Source organism: Paenibacillus sp. N3/727 (assembly GCF_022637315.1).
In the GTDB taxonomy this organism is placed as follows: Bacteria; Bacillota; Bacilli; order Paenibacillales; family Paenibacillaceae; genus Paenibacillus_AQ; species Paenibacillus_AQ uliginis.
In genome coordinates, this window is sequence record NZ_CP093336.1 from 2,699,878 (window position 1) to 2,720,903 (window position 21,026).

The 21,026-nt window shown below is 41.0% G+C and carries 16 protein-coding genes; 14 read left to right on the forward strand and 2 right to left on the reverse strand.

Annotated features, from left to right (window positions below; translation table 11 throughout):
* Positions 1-586: 586 nt before the first annotated feature.
* The 3 genes from MNQ98_RS12290 to hcp all read left to right on the forward strand — a co-directional run bounded on the left by MNQ98_RS12290 (position 587) and on the right by hcp (position 6,773).
* Positions 587-4,918 carry a discoidin domain-containing protein gene (locus tag MNQ98_RS12290; RefSeq protein WP_241933416.1) on the forward strand — a complete coding sequence of 1,444 codons (4,332 nt, stop codon included), beginning with the start codon at positions 587-589 and terminating at the stop codon, positions 4,916-4,918.
* Positions 4,919-5,102: 184 nt separating this feature from the next.
* Positions 5,103-5,333, forward strand: a complete 231-nt coding sequence (locus tag MNQ98_RS12295) for a DUF3953 domain-containing protein (RefSeq protein ID WP_208914341.1) — start codon at positions 5,103-5,105, stop codon at positions 5,331-5,333.
* A gap of 147 nt (positions 5,334-5,480) precedes the next feature.
* Complete coding sequence (gene hcp / locus MNQ98_RS12300; protein WP_241933417.1) at positions 5,481-6,773, forward strand: hydroxylamine reductase; 1,293 nt, start codon at positions 5,481-5,483, stop codon at positions 6,771-6,773.
* A 663-nt stretch (positions 6,774-7,436) separates the two neighbouring features.
* On the opposite strand, the gene MNQ98_RS12305 is transcribed toward hcp, so the two are convergent.
* Positions 7,437-8,054 carry a histidine phosphatase family protein gene (locus MNQ98_RS12305; RefSeq protein ID WP_241933418.1) on the reverse strand — a complete coding sequence of 206 codons (618 nt, stop codon included), beginning with the start codon at positions 8,052-8,054 and terminating at the stop codon, positions 7,437-7,439.
* 109 nt (positions 8,055-8,163) lie between these two features.
* Between MNQ98_RS12305 and MNQ98_RS12310 the strand changes: the two genes are divergently transcribed.
* The gene (locus MNQ98_RS12310; RefSeq protein ID WP_241933419.1) at positions 8,164-9,069 is read left to right on the forward strand and encodes a LysR family transcriptional regulator; all 906 of its coding nucleotides are present in this window, start codon (positions 8,164-8,166) and stop codon (positions 9,067-9,069) included.
* A 327-nt stretch (positions 9,070-9,396) separates the two neighbouring features.
* Here MNQ98_RS12310 and MNQ98_RS12320 read toward each other — a convergent pair whose 3' ends face one another.
* On the reverse strand, positions 9,397-9,924 hold the full coding sequence (locus tag MNQ98_RS12320; protein WP_241933420.1) for a DJ-1/PfpI family protein: 528 nt from the start codon (positions 9,922-9,924) through the stop codon (positions 9,397-9,399).
* A gap of 135 nt (positions 9,925-10,059) precedes the next feature.
* Here MNQ98_RS12320 and MNQ98_RS12325 point away from each other — a divergent pair, with 135 nt between their 5' ends.
* The 10 genes from MNQ98_RS12325 (at position 10,060) to MNQ98_RS12370 (ending at position 21,014) form a co-directional block, all read left to right on the forward strand.
* Complete coding sequence (locus MNQ98_RS12325; protein WP_241933421.1) at positions 10,060-10,497, forward strand: Lrp/AsnC family transcriptional regulator; 438 nt, start codon at positions 10,060-10,062, stop codon at positions 10,495-10,497.
* A 36-nt stretch (positions 10,498-10,533) separates the two neighbouring features.
* Positions 10,534-11,211 carry a metallophosphoesterase family protein gene (locus MNQ98_RS12330; RefSeq protein WP_241933422.1) on the forward strand — a complete coding sequence of 226 codons (678 nt, stop codon included), beginning with the start codon at positions 10,534-10,536 and terminating at the stop codon, positions 11,209-11,211.
* Positions 11,212-11,363: 152 nt separating this feature from the next.
* Positions 11,364-12,656 (forward strand): sugar ABC transporter substrate-binding protein, encoded by a 1,293-nt coding sequence (locus tag MNQ98_RS12335; protein ID WP_241933423.1) that lies wholly within the window; start codon positions 11,364-11,366, stop codon positions 12,654-12,656.
* A gap of 38 nt (positions 12,657-12,694) precedes the next feature.
* Entirely contained in the window at positions 12,695-14,011 is a 1,317-nt protein-coding gene (locus tag MNQ98_RS12340) for a sugar ABC transporter permease (protein ID WP_241933424.1), read from the forward strand.
* A complete protein-coding gene (locus MNQ98_RS12345; RefSeq protein ID WP_241933425.1) occupies positions 14,012-14,845 on the forward strand; it encodes a sugar ABC transporter permease in 834 nt (277 codons plus the stop codon).
* Between the two features lie 35 nt (positions 14,846-14,880).
* The gene (locus tag MNQ98_RS12350; RefSeq protein ID WP_241933426.1) at positions 14,881-16,629 is read left to right on the forward strand and encodes an alpha-glycosidase; all 1,749 of its coding nucleotides are present in this window, start codon (positions 14,881-14,883) and stop codon (positions 16,627-16,629) included.
* A gap of 65 nt (positions 16,630-16,694) precedes the next feature.
* A complete protein-coding gene (locus MNQ98_RS12355; RefSeq protein WP_241933427.1) occupies positions 16,695-17,612 on the forward strand; it encodes a LacI family DNA-binding transcriptional regulator in 918 nt (305 codons plus the stop codon).
* A 26-nt stretch (positions 17,613-17,638) separates the two neighbouring features.
* Positions 17,639-18,982 (forward strand): alpha/beta hydrolase, encoded by a 1,344-nt coding sequence (locus tag MNQ98_RS12360; protein WP_241933428.1) that lies wholly within the window; start codon positions 17,639-17,641, stop codon positions 18,980-18,982.
* 5 nt (positions 18,983-18,987) lie between these two features.
* Positions 18,988-20,331, forward strand: coding sequence for an alpha/beta hydrolase (locus MNQ98_RS12365; protein WP_241933429.1), 1,344 nt, complete (start codon positions 18,988-18,990; stop codon positions 20,329-20,331).
* Entirely contained in the window at positions 20,328-21,014 is a 687-nt protein-coding gene (locus MNQ98_RS12370) for a stalk domain-containing protein (RefSeq protein WP_241933430.1), read from the forward strand. The genes MNQ98_RS12365 and MNQ98_RS12370 overlap by 4 nt, the downstream gene beginning before the upstream one ends.
* The last annotated feature ends 12 nt before the right edge of the window (positions 21,015-21,026 follow it).

The following is a 21,026-nucleotide window of genomic DNA, read 5'->3' on the forward strand; positions in this document are numbered from 1 at the left end:
TGTGTTTTTGGGTATTGGATTCAGCCATATGTACCTAAGTTCAATCTTACCGATAATTAAGAATACAGAGGCTCATCAGCGGATCACGGCATTCATTTCTGATGAGAGTGCTAAGCACGACAGTTACGAAGCACTATTCGTTTGTGGCAAATGCAACAATTTGCACAATGAGTTGTTCTTGCAGATTAAGTCCAATTCTGATCGTTATGAAATAAGTTATAATTGCTCCCGATGCTCAGAACCACTGCCGTCCGAACCGCTAGAAGAACTTTCCCCAACTACAACTGTGTTAACATGTCCTGATTGCGGGAAAAAGAAGCTTGATATCACATCTTTTATGGACTGGGACTAATTGAAGATGTGACATCGGCAAACTATCGAGCCAAGTAACAAGATTAACAATAGCATCAACATCTGTATATAAAAGTAAAAATAAGTATATCGAAACTAAGAAAACAATTACCTATAATAAATTTGTAAAAGAAAACGTTGGAGTAATAATGGTTGAAAGCGCTTTTTTAGAAAGGGGGTTAATAAAAGAGGTAGTTTAGAAATGACTATAATCCATATCAATGGGAGGACAGGGATGAACAATAAAAAGGCTTTTGTGATGCTATTTTTGGTAATCGCTTTCATGATGGGCATCGTTAAATCGGATAAAGTAGTTGCTTCATCAAACAATCTTGCATTAGGCCAGCCGACCTTTGCATCAGGCAATGAAGTGGATTGGCTTGTACCTGAAAATGCGGTAGACGGCGATCCCAAAACAAGATGGTCCTCAGCAGCAGAGGATGATCAATGGTTTTATGTAGATTTGGGTGAGATCAAAAAAATAGCCCGAGTGGTCATTAATTGGCAAACTCCAGCGAATACTTACAAGATTCTAGTATCCAGTGATCATGAAAATTGGAGCAATGTTACGGTGGGTGATGGAATTTTGACAGCGAAAGGCCCGGGAAATGAGGCTATCGAGTTCGAGCAAAAGGAAGCGAGATATGTAAAATTTCAAGGTGTGGAGAGAAGACCTGTTGAAGGTGTGCTGTATGGATATTCATTTTTTGAATTTGAAGTGTATGAAGAAAGAGATGTATTGCCTGAGATTATGCAGGAGGTAAAGGAAGCCATCACCATAGAAAAAGACCAAGAGAACGTAGTACTTCCTTCTATTCGCGAAGGTTACAAATTAACACTACTTGGCACCGACAGCTTGCCTGTCATTGACAAGGAAGGAAATATTCATACGCCTTTGGTAGATGTCGATGTTCATCTGTTGTTGCAGATTGAAAGTGAGAGCGATCCGAATGAAAAAATAACGGACAATGTGCTTGTTACGGTTCCGGGCGAGTATACGCAATCAGGGGATGAGAATGCAGTGCCAAGGGTCATTCCTTCTTTGCGTGAGTGGCTTGGACGTACAGGGGATTTTGTGTTAACTGAGGAATCAAGAATTGTCATCAATCCAGCGGATCAGGCTGCCTTGCAACATGCGGCTGAGACAACGAAGCAAGATCTGGAGGATCTAACCAAGCTTAATCTTGAGATCGAATATGGAGCACCGCGCTCAGGGGATATTTATCTATCGATAGATACAGCACTATCTAATCTCGGCGTAGAGGGTTATATATTAGATATTAATGAATACGCTTCCATTACATCTACAGACATAACAGGTGTATTTTATGGAACTAGAACGATTCTACAAATCTTAAGTCATGATACTGAACATATTCGCATGCCAATGGGGATAACGCGTGACTATCCTAAGTATGAAGATCGCGGCTTTATGCTTGATGTAGCTCGTAAGTTTTATACCATTGATTTTTTGCAAGACTATGTGAAGTTGATGTCCTATTACAAAATGAATCGGTTCCAAATTCATCTTAATGATGATGTTGGAACGCCATTTGCTAACGGTAAGAAGGCGGCATTTCGTCTGGAAAGTGAGAGATATCCTGGACTGGCAAGTCAGGATGGCTTCTATACGAAGGATGAATTTAGGGAGCTACAGAGGCTAGGCATGGCATATGGTGTTAATGTAGTACCAGAAATCGATACGCCTGGACATTCTGGTGTGTTCATCGATTATGATCCATCTTTAGGAGAAGGTAAGCAGTTGGACATAACTAGACCCGAAACGATCGCATTTGTCAAAGGCTTATTTGATGAATATATCGATGGCGACAATCCTACATTTATAGGTCCTGATGTTCATATCGGTATGGATGAATATTTTGGAAGTGACAAGGAAGCATTTCGACAATATATGGACACATTAATCAACCATATTAATGGAAAAGGAAAGCATGCACGGGTATGGGGTGGCCTGTCTCAATATGATGGTAATACTCCTATTAGTAATGAAGCGACAATGGACATATGGTATGAGCCATATGGCAGTGCGAAGCAAGCGGCTGAGCTAGGCTATGACATTATTAATGTCAACACCAATCTGCTCTATATCGTACCGCAATTATATCGGAATTATTTGAACTATGATTATATTTATAATAAGTGGGAGCCTATCGATTGGATTGAAAATGTACTTCCATATGGACATCCTAAAGTGAAGGGTGGCATGTTTGCTCTATGGAATGACATTTCCGTTGAAAAAGGTGTGTCCATGGCGGATTCCCATCGACGAATTTTGCTTTCTATGCAGGTGCTTTCTGAAAAAATGTGGTCTGGTACAAGATCAGATAAAAATTTTCAATTGTTCCTATCGGAGGCTGCTCAATATGGAGATCCACCTAATGTGAATTTAGCTCATAAGGTAGATGTCAAGAATCAGGAAAATAAGGTTATCGAGTATTCATTTGAAGATGGCTTTAGCGATACTTCCGGCAATGGTTATGATGCTGCTGACCATAATGTGAAACTGACAGAAGGGATATTTGGAGAAGGGGCTAAGCTTAACGGAGGAGCTAGCTATATCCAAACGCCGCTTCGCTCACTTGGCTTTGGCTGGACACTCTCGATGTGGATCAAGCCGGATGCTGACAATCCAAGCGATACTGTTTTGCTGGAATCACCTGAAGGACAATTAAAGTTTAATATGGGGAATAGCGGGAAAATTGGCTTTACCAAAGAAAATTATACGAGCGTTTTCGACTATCAAGTCCCTACGGACAAATGGACGCATATCGTACTGACAGGAGATGACGCTGGTACATCGATTTTTATTAATGGTGGCGAATATTCCGCAACGTTGAAGGATGGAACTAAGCTTGAAACCTTTGTATTACCGGTGGAGAAAATAGGGAGTACTACCAATGCGTTCAAAGGTGTGATTGACCAAATCGTAGTATTGAATACAAAACTAGACTTGCAAGGCAATCTTGCCTTAAATAAGCTCGCCGAGTCTTCAAATCCTGAATCTGCTTCTTATACACCGGACAAAGCGGTGGATGGAAAAGCGGATACGAGATGGTCGAGTGAATGGGTGGATGAAACCTGGTTCCTTGTAGATCTTGGTGAATCGATGGAAGTGGATAAGGTGGCTATTTCGTGGCAGACAGCTTATGGTACGAAGTATAAAATACTTGTGTCAGAGGACAAAGAAAATTGGACGAATGTTACAACCACGAATAATGGTATTATTGACGGCAAAGGCGGGTATGAGGTCATTAACTTTAACAATACAAAAGCTAGGTACGTCAAATTCGAAGGGGTTGAGAGGGCGACGATCTTCGGATATTCATTTGAGGAGTTCGGAGTGTTTAGCGATAAGAACAAAATCGGCGATAAACGAGCGCTAATTGATCTGATAACAGGTATCCATGATGAGAAGCTGAAGCGAGAAAAATATTCCGAGCAAGGCTGGCAAGATCTGCAGCAAGCTTTGGAAACAGCGGGAGCTACAATAAATCAATTATCCGCATCGAAGCCAGTAATTGATACTGCATTATCCGTACTAAGCAAAGCTCGTGATATGCTCACAATTGAGGATGAGCTTGCTTTGTTAAAGATCAAAGATGGTGAAGTGATTAAATCGAACATACTGCTTCCTAAGAAAGGCGCCTATGATACTACAATTTCATGGAGCAGCTCAAATCCAGCTTATTTGAACGTTGACGGACAGCTTTTGAAACGTCCTGCAGCGGGACAATCCGATTTATCGCTTGTTCTAACGGCTACGTTTACTAAGGGAGAAGCGTTATTGAGCAAAGATTTCCGTGTAAAGATTAAAGCAGAAACTGGCTCCCCATGGTATCCAAGTGATCCGGGTCCGGGATCCGTTACATCCCCTGGAACTGTGCCTGATGCTAAGGATGGTAAAGATAGTAAAGGGTCTAAGGATTCTAAAGATGGTAAGGGTAGCAAGGACGGTAAGGATGATAAGGGTACAGATACCGGGCAAAAAGGGGCCGGCCATGATAACTCCACTACTGCGCTGCGAGATATCGCTGGTCATTGGGCGGAAGGTTATATTAACCAGGCCATCCAGTTTGGTTTTGTCAAAGGTTACAATGGCGCGTTATTCCGACCAGATAAACCGATAAGCAGAGAAGAATTTGTAGCGATGCTTGTTAGAGCTTTGAATCTTGAAGGTGAAGGAAGCCCATTATCCTTCAAGGATGCAAAGGATATTCAGAGTTGGGCACGTCCTGCGATAGCACAAGCCTTGCAAGCAGGTCTTGTCAGTGGCTATGAGGATCAAACTTTTCGTCCGAAAGCACAAATCAGTCGTTCAGAAATGGCAGCGATTATTGTTCGAGCCATGGGGATATCATTATCTGATGTGAAGGAGCTTACATTTAAAGATGCCGCTCAAATCCCGCAATGGGCACAGCCGTATGTAGCGGCAGCTTATCAAGCAGGAGTAATCCAAGGACGCAGCGAGCATATATTTGCGCCAGAGAAGCTGGCGACGCGTGCTGAGGCGATTGTGATGATTTTGCGTATGTTAAGTGTTAAGTAAGTACTTTTTCTTTAGTAAGATGATAGCCTTTGCCCAACGGGCAAGGGCTATTTTTTTAGAATAAGGACACGACTTCAGGCAGAATCAGTCGTAGCAATAAGCGAGTCAACCTGTTTTTGAATAAATAATTTTTAGTACCTCAATGTATGTAGTATAATTATGGAAAAGTTGGGAGGGAGTTCATTTGTTAAAAATATTAAGAATTGTGTTTGGACTCATTGCATCTATTTTAGCTATCTATTTTTTAATAACTGATAAAGCTGTAGTAATGCCTTTCATGGTTTTCTTCTTAGGAGTAATGTTCTTAGTAATGGGCCTTTCTGAACTGCAAGAAAAACGAAAGGCATTTGCGTATATTATTTTTCTTGTATCTGGCTTCAACATATTTATTTCAATATATACTTCTTTCTCCTAAAAAATTTGTTTGAAGATTAAATGAATGAAAATAATTGTTGTCAATCACTTCGATATAAAAATGTGTGTGTAATCACACCTCAAGGTTAGGAGCTCTGTTACGCTGTAGATAACGACTAATTTTTCTATATTATGGGAGGAAAATGATATGTTCTGTTATCAGTGTGAACAGACACCGAATGGCGGATGTACCGTGGTTGGGGTGTGTGGCAAGAATGAAACTATAGCGAGTTTGCAGGATACGATGATTTTTGCATTAAAAGGTATTGCAGCCTATGCGACACATGCCAGGCAACTAGGATATAGTGATCCCGAAGTGGATCGTATCACCCACGAAGCCTTGTACATGACATTGACCAATTCCAATTTTAATACGCAGGAGCATCTGGACATGGCGATGAAGGTCGGAAATGCGGCGGTACGGATCATGGATGTGCTGGATCGCGCGCACACAGATCGCTTTGGCATCCCACAGCCGATCACAGTCAGCCAGAATAAAATTGAAGGCCATTGCATTGTGGTGACAGGACATAATTTGTATGCACTGGAGGAACTGCTGCGGCAGACGGAAGGAAAGGGCATCAACATTTATACCCATTCGGAAATGCTGCCTGCACACGGTTATCCGGCGCTGAAGAAGTATGGGCATCTGAAAGGCAACATCGGCAAAGCCTGGTACGATCAGCGCAGACTGTTCGAGCAGTTTCCGGGTGCGATTCTCGCTACCACGAACTGTGTAATGCCGATTAAAGGCACGTATGCGGATCGCTTTTTCTCTTATGAAGTAGCAGGGCTGGAAGGTGTAGCAAAGATCATGGATGATGATTTCACCCCATTGATTGAGCGCGCTTTATTGCTGCCTGCGGCTGATGTAGAGTCAGAACAAGTGCTCACGACTGGATACCACCATGAAACAGTGATCGGACTTGCTCCTGAGATCATTCAAGCAGTCAAAGACGGGCATATCCGCCGCTTTTTCGTTATTGCAGGCTGCGACGCGCCGGGCAAAGGCGGAAATTATTACCGGGAGTTAGCGACTTCCTTGCCGAACGATACGGTCATTTTAACCACTTCTTGCGGAAAATTCCGCTTTAATGACGTAGATTATGGCACCGTGGGAGACACGGGTATTCCGCGTTATATTGACCTTGGGCAATGCAATAATTCCGGTTCAACGGTGAAAATTGCCTTGGCCTTGGCTGATGCTTTTGAGTGTTCCGTGAACGAGCTGCCCGTCAGCATCGTGTTGTCTTGGTTTGAGCAAAAAGCGGTTGCCATCCTGCTGGGCTTGTTCAGCCTTGGCATTCAAGACATTCGGATCGGACCGAAGCCGCCTGAGTTTATCTCGTCTGGAGTGCTGGAAGTGCTGGTAGAGCTCTTTGGATTGAAGTTGATTACCACGGCTGAGGAAGACATGAATGCGATGTTGGCATTGTCGTAGGTTACAGATATTGATAGTGAATGGATTGCTATTCATGAAGAAGATAATGACAGAAAGTCGTATAGTCCTCGATAAATACAACTGGTTAAAATTGAAAAGGGCCGTCCCAAAAGTGGTAAGCTCACTTAAAGAATAGCTCGCTTTAATCAAAAAAAGGTACGAAAAATAAAGAAATGGCGGTGCAGGAGGTTAATTCATGCATCGTCATTTCTTTATTTCGATCTATTGCTGCCTTTTAGATTAAATTATAGGCGAGCGAAAGCCAGATAGCGTTTGGACTTTCTTCTACAGCTTTGCTTTGTGCTTTACCACCGCTCTACCCCACACGAACGTATAGTGGTTGCGTTCGCTAGTCAGCATCTTTTGAATTGGGCATGTACGAAGTAGCGGAGAGGACGAAGCGATTCCGGAGAAGCGTTAGCGTCCGGCTAAAAGCTTTCCAAAGGAAAGCTCGCATCGAAAGCATACGCCTTTGTCCCCGAATTTCTTCCGCGAAGAAAATAATTCAAGAAATTCGGGGGCAAGAGTGGTCGGAGGAACGATTCGTACACGTAGCGCCATACAACAGGCAAAGGGGGTGTCCCAGCTCAATGGGCCTTTTTGGAACACCCCCTTTTTTTGAAAAAGGGAATAAAGAACAAGAATATGAATTGGAGAGTGAGGTTAATTCTGGTAATGAGCGGTGTCCCCATATAAATCAACGTTCAGGACGTCATTATGAATCGTAACTTTGCATAGAGCAGTTGGGTGAATGTCGGGCATGCTCCCGATTTCATTCAGCTGTTTATTCATAAAATAGCTCATAATCGCTTTTAACGTGATCCGGTGAGTTACAATAAGCACTTGTTGGCCATTATGATTCGTTAGGATATCTTGGATCGCAGGAAGCGCTCTTTTCATCAATTCACTATAGCTCTCCCCCTGCCCCATGGGTTGGTATAAATGAGGTTCATTGAAAAATTGATGAAATGGAGTAGGAGAATCTTGTGTAATTTGTTCGATATGCTGGCCTTCCCATAGTCCCATGTTAATTTCTTTTAGGGAATCAAGTTTCACGATTTCCGAGAACCGATGACCTGATATAATACCTGCCGTAGTTATTGCTCGGGGACTGGAACTGCAATAAATTGCATCGAACGGAACGGTGGACAAGCGCTCACCCAACCATTGGGCTTGTTGAACCCCAAGTTGTGTAAGAGGGGAATCCATATGTCCCTGCATCTTTCTCACCAGATTCCATTCGGTTTGTCCGTGACGGGTCAAATATAACGTAGTTTCCATCCTGTAATCCTCCTCATTGAAATGTAAGTCTAGTATAATAGGTAGACGTATAAACGAATAATATATAATATCGAATACGTATAACTTTTATATATAGGTGGAGATGCTATTGAACCTTCATGCGCTGAGGTTGTTTTATTATGTGGCGTTAACTGGCAGTGTAACGAAAGCTTCAGAAAAATTACATATTAGCCAACCAGCTATTTCGGCACAAATTCGTAAATTTGAAAAAGAAAACGATATAAAATTATTCAACATTCGGGGCAGAGGCCTGGTTCTAACTCCTTTAGGGAACAAGCTGATGAAGCCGCTGGAGAAGATGTTCTCAATCGAGGAGCAGGTACAGAATATAATCGAAGACCATCATAACTATCCTGAAGGAAAATTACGGATTGCTGGAAATTATCTAGCTACGAGTGTACTCATTCCGAAGTGGGCCTCCTTATTTAAACAAAGATATTCTGCCGTTGAAGTACAGATTACGACGGTCAACTCGCACGAAGCGATAGAAAAATTAATCAACTTTGAGGTCGATGTAGCGATCTACAGCGATATGGGTGCGCCTTTCGCAGATCCAGATGAGTTTGAATGTACAGAGCTGTACAGGGATGAGTATTTGTTCGTCGTCGCACCCGGGCATAAATATGCATTGCACAAGGTTACACTTAAAGAAATTGCATCAGAACCGTTTATTATGAGAGAAGAGGGAAGTGCTGCGAGAGAAAGATTATTTCAGCTATGCAGAGAACAGCAGATCAGTCCTCCCCAAATTAAATTGCAATTTAATGGGCTGCATGAGACGATTCTTGCTGTAATGGCGGGTTATGGAGTAAGTTTTGTCTCTTCTTTGGTAGCGGAACCTTTATTGAAGCAGGGTGTCCTTGCCAGAGTGGACGTGCCGGGGATTTCTTCAATGAATTCCATTTTGCTGGGCACGAGAAGTAGGGAGCATCAGGAGTTGTTTGTTCATGACTTCATTTCTTTAGTTAACCATCATTTGGACACGAAGGCCTAATAAGCTTCATTACGCTAGATTCACGAACAAACCAAAATCTGTCTTGTGAAGTTTCCCTTCTTGGCTACACAACGATCTGTGATCGTCAGTCCAGCTTCGGCAATCATCTCGTCAATCGTTTCAATGGTGATGATGATTGCTTTGGACGCAATGCGACGTGTATGCTGAAGGATCGATAGCTGTTCCCTTTTAAAAAGGTTAGCTGAGGGCTGCATTCCAAAAAGGGAGCGTAACTCTAAATCGCATAAGGATTGTTCCTTCTCACGGCATGCATACGTGCATATATAGTTAGGGGTCGAGCTTTTTCGTTATGGGGATACATGAATGTCAAATTTCAAATCCCATTAATTCTTTAACACGTTTGACGTTTTTTTCTGAAGTTAATTTTTCAAGCAAGAGAAAAGCAACATCAAATCCAGAAGCTGGATTCGAAGAAGTTATCAAATGCCCGTCTTGAACAATCGGCATGTTCTGTACGATCGCACCAAATGTTCGTAACTGTTCAATTCGATGACTTGTTGGATGGCTGTAAGTGGTTGCGTTTCTATTCGTTAATATTCCGCTTTTATTAATAATTTCAAGAAATCTTTCATCAAAAGCATCATTGTAAAAATCAGCTTCTTCAAACCCTCCAGGGATAGCTAGGGCATCGAATTCTTCCACATCTATTTCACTTATTGTTTTTTCAGGGATGATCGTAAGGTTCCAAGTGCATTTTAATTTTTTGTGGAAACCGACAGTAACTATTTCTGTAGATCCATCGCCCTCCCACTTATTCCACCCAAAAACGTCTGTGAACATACTCGCCTCCAAAGCTTCAAAGCCATCTGCTAATAATAACAATATTTTTTTCATGATATCGCCTCCTAAGTAGTATATTAGACAGAAACAAATGCTAATTACATGAGTTAGGAACGGATAATAGGCGAATCAACTTTACTTATCAAAATAATTTAGTTATCATGCTTTATAAAAAGAGGTTGTATGCATTTGGATAATATTGATCAAACGATATTAAGCGAATTACAGAAAAATTCTAAGATTTCAATGAAAGATTTGGCGGAGATTGTTCATTTATCTTCCCCAGCTGTCATTGAGCGAGTACGAAAGTTAGAAGATAATCATACGATTGAAGGATATCATGCGAGTGTGTCCCTTCAAAAATTAGATCGGAACATCATGGCTCTCATATTATTTGAATCAAAGGATTGCAAAGCTTTGGCAAGCTTTTGTCACAATCATCCAGACGTATTGGAATGCTATCGAGTAGCCGGGGAAATTAGTTATATTGCAAAAGTAGCAACTCATTCCGTGGAAAGTTTGGAAATTTTTATTGACGAAGCCATGGAATATGGATCACCTTCAACAAATATTGTTTTGTCATCCCATGTTAAGAAAGTTATAAGTAGTTATACAGATGAAATTTAATGTGTTTATAGGAATCAAAGGAGAAATAATAGTCTTATGAATCTATTTGTCGTTGGTGATGTACATGGCTGTCTTCATACGTTTAAAGGGCTTCTTGACCGACATTGGAATCCTGATAAGGAGCTGCTCGTCCAACTAGGGGATTTAATCGATCGTGGGAATGATACGCCGGGCACACTCCTTTTGGCTAAGGAACTGAGAAAGCGGTATGGCACGAACGCTGTATTTCTCAAAGGCAACCATGAATACGAGTTTTCACAGCATCTAGAGAATGGTCCTAACGAATATTGGCTTCCGCAATGCGGCTTTAAGACGCTGAATCAGCTTAGGGCTGCTAACATGGAGCTGCAGGAGGTATCCGAATGGATTCATGAGCTTCCACTTATTTGGGAGAATGAGCATATATTGATAAGCCATGCGGGTATTGCGGATCAGGTCGAATCTCCATTTGATGAAGGAAACGAGTTAGGCGTGCTTTGGAATCGAACACCGCTGAGAAATATCGGTAGACTTCAAATAATTGGTCACACGCCTTGCAAGTCGGGGTCTCCTGAATATGATGAGGCGTCTCACTCGTGGAATATTGATACCGGAGCTTACAGGAAAGTTGCATTGAGTGCCATTCGAGTCACCTCGCTAGGTGAAGTGCATGAGATTGTTCAGTTTCCAGTTGATCCAAGAGATGTGAGTGAAGAAGCGGGTATGGTTCTATAAAAAAGTCATATTAGTAGACGGATGAACGTTAGTAACGTTTATCCGTTTTTTTGTTTTGTAAGAATTTAACATTGACTTTGGTATTGATTAGAAGTTACTATAGCAGTGAAATACAACTTAAACGTTTAAGTGATCAAAAAGGGGGAGTATCCATGTCCAAACGTTTGCTGATTTCCACCATTATTTTAACGTTATTTAGCTTTTCATTGCTTACTGCATGTGGAACGGATAATCAATCATCAAGCCAGCCATCGCAAGGGAATGAAGCAGCAGGAAACGAACAGCAAGAGGGGATGAAGCCAGAGGTCGGGGCTGAATTACTTGTGTGGGAATCAAAAGGTCCTGAATTCGATTATATGAAAGCGGTCGCACAAGGCTTTGAAAAGGAATATGGCATAAAAGTAAAGGTAGAGCCTGTTCCTGCGATAGATGCCGTCAAGAAACTTACCACGGATGGACCCGCTGGACTTGGGGCTGATGTCTTCTCATCGCCGCATGATCAATTGGGGAATGCGGTTATGGCAGGACTCGTATTGCAAAATGATGTGTATACCGATTCTGAAAAAAAAGATTTTATGACTTCAGCAATAGATGGCGTTAGCTATGATGGAGTCCTTTATGGGTTTCCAACAGCCATTGACACCTATGCGCTTTTTTACAATAAGAAGTTGATGGGAAAAGCACCGAAGACTTACGAGGAGATCATTAAGTTTGCCGAAACTTATAACGATCCGGAAAGCAAAAAGTTTGGTTTTATGTGGGATGTAGGTCAGTTGTACTTATCTTATTCATTCCTTGGTGGTTACGGTGGATATGTATTTGGCAATCATGGAACGGATGTAAATGATATCGGTCTTAACAATGAGAAGTCGATAGAAGGAGCAGAATTTCTACAATCCTTTAAAACAGTGCTGCCCTTAAATATAAACGACCTCAATGATAATATTATCACTGGGTTTTTCCAAGAAGGTAAAACAGCTGCCATTATTAATGGACCGTGGTTCGCTTCAAGTTTGGTGAATACGAAAATAGATTATGGCGTGGCTCCATTACCTCTATTGCCTAATGGGGAACACCCAGTAAGTTTTTCAGGCATTAGAGGTTTGTATGTGAACTCGTACACGAAGTATCCGGTTGCTGCAAAATTGTTTGCTAGTTATGCGACAAGTAAACAAAATTTAACGAAACGTTTTGAGATGACAACTCAATTGCCTCCGAGGAAAGACCTGATGGACGATCCGATTCTTACGAAAGACCCGAATACAATGGCCTTCTTAGAGCAAGCCAAATATTCAACTCCTATGCCGTCTATTCCGGAGATGGGTAATGTTTGGGTTCCTGCAAGTGCTGCACTCTCATCCATTTGGAATGACAATCAAGATCCGGGTACAGTCTTGAATAAAGCTGTAAGTCAAATCAAAACAGCAATAAAAACTACAAAGTAGGATGATTCTCCAAATCTCAATAAGGCGGTCTCAGCAGTATGTATATGAAAAAGAGTTCTCGTCAGCATCAGACAAAAGCCACGATTTTCTCTGCGGTTTTTATAGGATTAGGCCAGCTGTATAACAAGCAATATCTGAAGGGCCTGATTTATATAATTCTAGCTCAATTGTTCTTTTGGAACTATTATCCTATTGCCTATAAAGGCATCGTGGGATTTATAACGTTAGGAGATGTGCCTACTAAGGTTATCAATGGGAAAGTCGTGCAGGGTGACCATTCTATTTTTCTATTAATCAATGGTCTAATCACACTCGTAGTCATTCTTCTGTACTTGGGTTTTTATTTCATGAATATTTATGATGCCAGAAAAAATGGAGCGCTTAGAGACGAAGGAAAATATGCTCCGAAATTTACAGATTCAATTCAAACCATGAAATTTCGTAAATTACCTTACCTTTTGTTATTGCCCGCAGCTTTTTTTGTCCTGTTTGTTACCGTTATACCGCTACTATTTAATGTGTTGATTGCATTTACCAACTATTCGGCTCCTGGACATATTCCGGATCGCGCATTAGTTGATTGGATCGGATTTAGCGTGTTCTATGATTTATTTGCACAAGAATCATGGAGATCTACCTTCTTCGGTATATCCGTCTGGAATTTGATATGGGCTACAGTTTCGACCAGCACCGTTTTTCTGAGCGGACTTTTATTAGCGATGATGGTGAATCATCCTAAGATTAGACTCAAAAAATTTTGGAGGACCATCTTTATTCTGCCTTGGGCGGTTCCGCAATTTATATCGATCTTGGTTTTTAGGGTATTATTAAACGGCTCATTCGGTCCTATTAACGATTTAGTAATGAAGCTTGGTTTCTCACCAGTGCCTTGGCTCTCAGATCCGACAATGGCGAAAGTATCCATCCTTATTGTTAATTTATGGTTCTCAACACCGTTTCTCATGGCGTTGATGTCGGGGATCTTAACGACAATGCCGCGTGACATTTACGAAGCTGCAGAGGTAGACGGTGCCTCAAAACTACAAAACTTTTTTAAGATCACGCTTCCTCTTGTCTTATTGGCTACTGCACCTATTTTTATTATGCAATTCGCTTTTAACTTTAATAATTTCAATCTGATTTATTTACTAACGGATGGGAAACCGAATAATCCTGACTTTTACTACGCCGGAAGCACCGATATTTTGATCTCATGGATTTTTAAAATGACACTGAACCAAAGTCAATTTAATATGGCTTCTGCTGTGTCTGTCATTATGTTCATTTTCATTGCGATCTTTTCCTTATGGAATTACAGGCGGATGAAATCAAATCAAGAAGAGGATTTGGTCTAAATGTCGAAAATAAAAAGAAAATTACTGGTCACTGGCATCTATATGATTTTTATCGTGCTAACTATTACAACTGTTTATCCAATTATTTGGGTAATTGGAACGTCACTTCATCCTGGTAATACCTTATTGGTAAGTCAGATGTTCCCTGATCATCCCACGATTGCTCATTATGTTGATCTGATGAAGAACACTGATTTTGGATTGTGGTACAAGAATACGATAAAGATCGCTATTTCGAACGCGTTGATATCCACTACACTAGTAGCGGCGACCGCTTATGCCTTTTCTAGATTTCGATTTAAAGGTAGACAACAAGGGTTAATGACGTTATTAATCTTACAAATGTTTCCCGGTTTCTTATCGGTTATGGCATTATTTGTTCTACTGTTGCAAACGAGATTGCTAGATACACATCTAGGGTTAATTCTGATTTATGCTGGCGGCTCCATTTCAATGGGGACATGGGTGATGAAAGGTCATTTTGACACGATTCCCAAAAGTCTCGAAGAAGCTGCTTTTATAGATGGCGCCAGTAATAAGGATTCCTTTTTAAAAATTATTTTACCTTTATCGTTACCGGCCATTACATTCGTTGCACTGAATAGTTTTATTACGCCCTTCATGGATTTTATTTTGCCGCAAATTGTTCTAAGATCATCGGAAAAAATGACGTTAGCGCAAGGGTTATATAATATGGTGGCGAATGAGACGAATTCCAGCTTTACCTTATTTGCTGCGGGTGCTGTGCTCGTTGCATTGCCGATTACGATCCTGTATATGTACTTCCAGAAATATTTAATTAACGGGATCGCAGCAGGTGCGGATAAAGGGTAAGGGATTACAAACCACATATGTCAAAGGAGTGTACCATGTTATTAGAAGCAATCTATCACAGACCAAGGAATTCCTATTGCTATGCATACGGCGATAATCTCATTCATATCAGAATTCGGACCCAAAAAGATGATCTCGAAGGGGTTCAAGCCATCTACGGCGATAAATATGATTGGGATAACACCGTATGTGAAAAGGCTCTTCATAAAATAGCAAGCGACGAATTATTCGATTATTGGCAAGTAGAAATCGCACCTCCACATTTACGACTTAGATATGCATTTCATTTGGTATCCAGGGATCAAGCGTATTGGTACACGGAGAAAGGTTTTTGTAAAGAGAAACCGAAAAACCCGCTGACCTTTTTCGATTTTCCGTTTATTTGGTCGCATGAGGTGTTAAAACCGCCAGCGTGGGTAAAGGAATCTGTATTTTATCAGATTTTTCCGGAGAGGTTCGCTAACGGGGATTTAGGCAATGACCCGGCAGACGTGCGCTCATGGGAAGACACCCATCCGGGTCCGCAAGATTATTATGGAGGTGATTTGCAAGGTGTGTTAGATCGGCTAGATTACATCCGTTCTTTAGGTGTCAACGCCATTTACTTCACCCCTATATTCGAAGCGAAAACAAATCATAAGTACGATACGACAGATTACTTCAAAGTTGATCCCCATTTTGGAGATGTTAAGTTATTGAAAGAGCTGGTACATGCGTGTCATAAGCGCGGCATTCGTGTCATCCTTGATGCGGTGTTTAATCACAGTGGTTATGACTTTGCACCCTTTCAGGATGTGATCGAGAACGGAGAGGCATCTAAATACCGAGATTGGTTCCATATCAAGCAATTTCCGATTACGCGTGAGCCAAGACCATCTTATCATTGTTTTGCCTTTGAATCACATATGCCCAAGCTGAATACAGCTAACCCAGAAGTGCGAAAATACTTGCTGGACGTTGCCCAGTATTGGGTTACCGCATGCGATATTGATGGTTGGAGACTGGATGTGGCTAATGAGGTTGACCACGATTTTTGGAGAGAGTTCAGAAAAAAATTAAAAGCATTAAAGCCTGATTTTTATATTCTAGGGGAGATTTGGCATGATGCCATGCCGTGGCTGGAAGGAGACCAATTTGACGCGGTCATGAACTATCCTGCAACGGATGCCATTATCGAGTTTTTTGCGAAGGATACCCTGGATGCGGAACAGTTCTCCTATCAAATCAATTGGCTCTTGGCTAATTACCCGCAGCAAGTAAACGAAGCAACCTTTAACGTTCTGGGAAGCCACGATACGCCGAGACTGCTCACAGTCGCACAGGACGAGAATAAATTAAAGCTGGCTGTACTGTTTCAATTCATGTTCCTTGGAACGCCTTGCATTTACTATGGAGATGAAGTAGGGATGACAGGGGGGGCAGACCCGGATTGCAGGAAACCAATGATTTGGGAAAAAGACAAACAAAACCACGGGCTTTTTGATTTCTATCGGGATATGATTGCCATTCGAAAGAAACATCGTGTATTACAAGAAGGCTCATTCCATTTTATGTATGCCAAAAATAATCAGCTTGTCGTGCAACGAAAGATGGACAATGAACGAATCTACATTTGTTTCAATAACAGCAACCAATGGAAACAAGTTCATTTCAACATTCATCAGGCCTCTTCATTCGAACAATTGATAGGCAACGGATCATACGAAATGGAAGGTGATATGATTACCGTAAGTTTACCTGCATTCGGATGGATCGTATTAAAGACTTCTAATGGATTGGTTTGACAAAAGAATAGGGATATGGTTAAATCGACTTAAAACTTAAACGTTTAAGTAGAGGCGGCTTATCCATGAAAAAAACAACTATAAAAGATATTGCAAAAGAAGCAAATGTATCGATCGCGACGGTTTCTTATATTTTAAACAATGTGAAGACGCAATCCATTTCGGATGAAACGCGTGTTAAAGTTCTTAAAATTGCTCAACAGCTGAAATATGTGACAAACCGAACAGCCCAGTCTTTAAAAATCAAGAAAACCGGATTAATTGGCATAATCTTGTTCAAAGAGGAAAATCAGCATGTATGGTCTGATTTGAAATATGCGAAAACCATTTTCAAGCTTGAGCAGTTATGCAGCGAGTTAGGTTACCATGTCCTCTTTATGCAAATCGACAGCATGACACCATCCAACAAGATTATTATGGAAAGAAATCTGGATGGTGCGTTCTTAATAAATGTGGATCAAGACAGATTCTCGACGATATCCAATTACTTTGGATTTGGGGTTCCCGTATTTGTAATGGATAGTTATATTGATAACTCATTGTTTCATAAAGTCCTCCCAGATTTTGAGCAAAGCTTTCATTTATCCCAGCGTTTACTTGGTGAATCCCCCCAATTTCTGGTTATGGATTCTTACAATAATGTGGAATTCGTGGAATTTATTCAGCAAAAATCAAATTTATCAGAAGACCAGATTTATGTCTCAGATAACACGGCTAGCAGCATGAATACGTTCTTATCTCAATTTCCAGACAGCCCTGGAATAGTCATGAACGAATTTTTGGCTAATGAAGTATACAAAACGCATAAAAATATCACCGCCATATGCACATGCAATTGTTCGGAAATCCTGAGAGACGGCATGAATAAAATCATGTTCGATTTGAATGATTTTAAAGAAATTGTACGCATGATGGATCGCTACATTCAGGATGTGGATTACGTAAACAATGAGAAATTCTTCTTCTTGTCGGCCCACTCCTAATTATATTCGTTGAGGGAGAATGCCTTGTGAATTTATCGCGGTTAATTGCCATCAAGAACTTTTATTCCAGTATTCTTAATAATGAGAGAGATATGTTTATTTACTTACCTGATAGTTATGAGAAGAATGAAGAAAAACGATATCCTGTTCTCTATATGCATGATGGTCAACATATGTTTTTTGAAGATCAAAAAGGCGAGTCTTGGGATATTCATACCACAGTGGATGCACTGGTTTCTCAGGGGAAAATGAAAGAAATTATCGTTGTTGCCATCTCTCATGTGGAAGACACAAGAATATCAGAATATATGCATGCCAATCCAGAGGGACACAATATTTTTAATACGACCAATCAAGGCGAACTTTATGAGGAATTCCTCATTGGGGAAGTTAAACCTTACATCGATAAAGAATATCGGACGTTACCTGATAAATTTAACACGGCGTTAATGGGATCCTCCGCGGGTGGGCTCGTGTCTTACAATATAGGATTCCGTCAATCAGAGACCTTTGGTATGGTAGGTGCGCTATGCCCATTTTTTGTCAGTGTCGACCCGAGCACGATGGAAGATCGATGGTTAAGCCGTGTCTACACAGAAAAAAAGGATCTTAAAATATGGATGGATGTAGGAGATGCTGAGGGTTTTACCGTGATGGAGAAGCATGTGAGGCATGTGGCAGATAAACTTATTAGAAGCGGCTACCAGCCTGGAAATGACCTGATGTATTACCTTGCTGTCAATTCCGGCCACTCTCAAAAGGATTGGGCGGCTCGGGTTCATGCGCCTTTAATCTATTTTTTTGGCGAAATAGGTACGCCGGTCCGTGTTGATTTGCATGGTCCTGAAATTGTTGGCATAGAGGGGCTCAAACAAACATTAAATGCGGTTGTACACTTTGATAGCGGATTTATGATGACGGATTTAGATGCAACCTATGATGTTGGTGATCCAGATATTTTGGAAGTAACAAAGGACGGAAGATTAATCCCCAAAAAAGCTGGGAACACCCTCGTCACTTATAGAAATAATAACGTGACAGCCCATTTAGAAATCGCAGTTGTGCCTCATATTTCCGATACGGTCACCGTGAATCTTTCCGTTAAAGTGCCGGCATTTACGCCAGATACAGATATGTTATATGCCGGTATTGAGTTACCGAAGATCCAAGAAGGACTATATGGCGGCACGTTTGAGGTGCCAAGAGGCATTTCATTTGAATTCCGTATTTCTCGTGGTTTAGGCATGCATGAAACAGACAATCAAGGCAGGGAAATTCCATATCGAAAGTTTACAACGGATGACGGATTAATCTTGAATTATGAAGTAGATCAATGGGTAGATCTCATACCCGAGAATTGCAGAAGGTGATGAAAATGACATACAAGTCTAGTATTTTGAGGATTGAGAGCTTTTACTCGACGCATTTGGATAATGAGCGAGATATTTTTGTCTATCTGCCTCCTAGTTATTCGTACGACAAGACGAAGCGATACCCCGTATTATACATGCATGACGGGCAGAATATTTTCCATCCCGCCTTTAATGGGTATTCATGGCATGTAGATCAAACCGTCGATCGATTGATTCATGAGCATAAGATGGAAGAAATCATCGTTGTAGGTATTCCTAACATGGGATTAGAGAGATCCGACGAATATACCCATGACTTGGAAGGCGTGTTGTATCCACTTGATAAAGTTTCGATTCACCCCAAAGGTCATCTATATGAAAAGTTTATCATTGAAGAAGTGAAGTCTTACGTGGATTCGGTTTTTCGAACGAAAACGGGTCCCGAACACACAGCGTTGATGGGTTCATCCAGAGGCGGGCAAGTTACCTATCATATCGGGTTTCGTAATCCAGATATATTCGGTAAACTAGCTATCGTTTCCCCTTATTTTTATTGTGTAGATCCCATTTCATTCGAAGAAATCAGGCTTTATCATACTTTTACATCGAAGCAACCCCTATCCCAAATATGGATTGATTTAGGGAGCACGGAAGGTACTTTAGTCATGGAGAAGCATACCCGTGCAGTGACTGAGGAACTCGTAGATTTAGGGTACGAAGCCGACAACCAATTGATCTATTTCAATGATCCTGGAGCTGCTCATGTGGAGAAAGATTGGGCAGCAAGATTATCATCTCCACTCATTCATTTTTTTGGAAGGAAAGGTGAAGCACGCTCATTATCGTTAATCGGTTGTGAAGAGGTTGGTATTGTAGGTCCTACAAGCCGACTGAACGCGATTTTAGAATTTGGGGATGACTTTAAAATGTCCTTATTACGAGCGGCTTATCATGTGCAAGATCAAGAGATCGCGGAAGTATTAGCGAACGGAACCATCGTGCCTAAGAAAACAGGTGTCACCTCGGTAGCCGTTAAATACAAGGACTTGGAAGCTACTACAGAGATTCGTGTTGTTGATGAGAAAAAAGAGTGTGTGACCTTGGACATGGTTGTTCATGTTCCGCTAAATACACTCATCGATATGAAACTGTATGCTTGGTTTCCTCTGATTCATGATCCGAGCAAGGGTACGTACTACAATCAACTGCAAGTGCCTTTACATGCTGAATTTCTCTACCAAATCAGTAGACAGGATGGAATCGTTGAGGTGGATTCAAGCGGCGAACCCGTTCAACATAAATTTAAAGCTTTAGAGGACACCACGATTGAAATTAACGTCGAACATTGGATGAGGAATGAAGTATGAAAAAATTAGCTACAGGATTTATTTGCGGTGCTATTTTCTTCACAGGGATTTCATCTGCATCGAACTTATCAGCGGATAACAAAAACTATAAACTATTTATTAATGATAAAGAGCAAGTCTTGAGTGAAAAGCCGGTTTCAATAAATGGTAAAGTCTATCTTCCAGTTCGAGAAGTTGCAGAAGCTGTTGGATACGAGGTTGCTTTTGAAAATGGAAACATCAAATTGAACTCAAACAGGAATGATCAAAAGAAAGAGGGTTCAACTTCTAGCGACAGGAATGTGAAATTGCAGAAAATTCCTATTACCAAAAAAATGAAAGATGTTGAAGTTACTGTACATGCCATTAGGATTACAGAAAGTACGACTGACTTTGAAGTCACAATCAAAAACAATACAGACAATGAGAACATCACACTTGATTTGCCCAGAACGCTCGTAGAGGCGAACGATAATGTCGCAGGTAAACAGTCTGAAACCGTGGGAATATCTCCTGTGAATCCTGATTTTGGAAACGTTACAATTAAACCCAAGAAAGAAATACATGGTTGGGTAAGTGCTAAAGGTTTGGTGGAGAAAAATATAGACAACGTAACCTTGCAACTTTCGCTTCATGGAAAAAGTAAAAAGCGAACATTTACCTTCCATATCGATTGTAAGGATATGAAGTTTCGCACGCTCTAAAAGAGGGTGGAT

Bases quoted from the DNA above. Each gene is read 5' to 3' on its own strand.
- MNQ98_RS12305 (WP_241933418.1), bottom strand. From the start codon at position 8,054: ATGGAAACTACGTTATATTTGACCCGTCACGGACAAACCGAATGGAAT.
- MNQ98_RS12290 (WP_241933416.1), top strand. From the start codon at position 587: ATGAACAATAAAAAGGCTTTTGTGATGCTATTTTTGGTAATCGCTTTC.
- MNQ98_RS12330 (WP_241933422.1), top strand. From the start codon at position 10,534: ATGAATCTATTTGTCGTTGGTGATGTACATGGCTGTCTTCATACGTTT.
- MNQ98_RS12320 (WP_241933420.1), bottom strand. From the start codon at position 9,924: ATGAAAAAAATATTGTTATTATTAGCAGATGGCTTTGAAGCTTTGGAG.
- MNQ98_RS12355 (WP_241933427.1), top strand. From the start codon at position 16,695: ATGAAAAAAACAACTATAAAAGATATTGCAAAAGAAGCAAATGTATCG.
- MNQ98_RS12370 (WP_241933430.1), top strand. From the start codon at position 20,328: ATGAAAAAATTAGCTACAGGATTTATTTGCGGTGCTATTTTCTTCACA.
- MNQ98_RS12345 (WP_241933425.1), top strand. From the start codon at position 14,012: ATGTCGAAAATAAAAAGAAAATTACTGGTCACTGGCATCTATATGATT.
- MNQ98_RS12350 (WP_241933426.1), top strand. From the start codon at position 14,881: ATGTTATTAGAAGCAATCTATCACAGACCAAGGAATTCCTATTGCTAT.
- hcp (WP_241933417.1), top strand. From the start codon at position 5,481: ATGTTCTGTTATCAGTGTGAACAGACACCGAATGGCGGATGTACCGTG.
- MNQ98_RS12340 (WP_241933424.1), top strand. From the start codon at position 12,695: ATGTATATGAAAAAGAGTTCTCGTCAGCATCAGACAAAAGCCACGATT.
- MNQ98_RS12365 (WP_241933429.1), top strand. From the start codon at position 18,988: ATGACATACAAGTCTAGTATTTTGAGGATTGAGAGCTTTTACTCGACG.
- MNQ98_RS12335 (WP_241933423.1), top strand. From the start codon at position 11,364: ATGTCCAAACGTTTGCTGATTTCCACCATTATTTTAACGTTATTTAGC.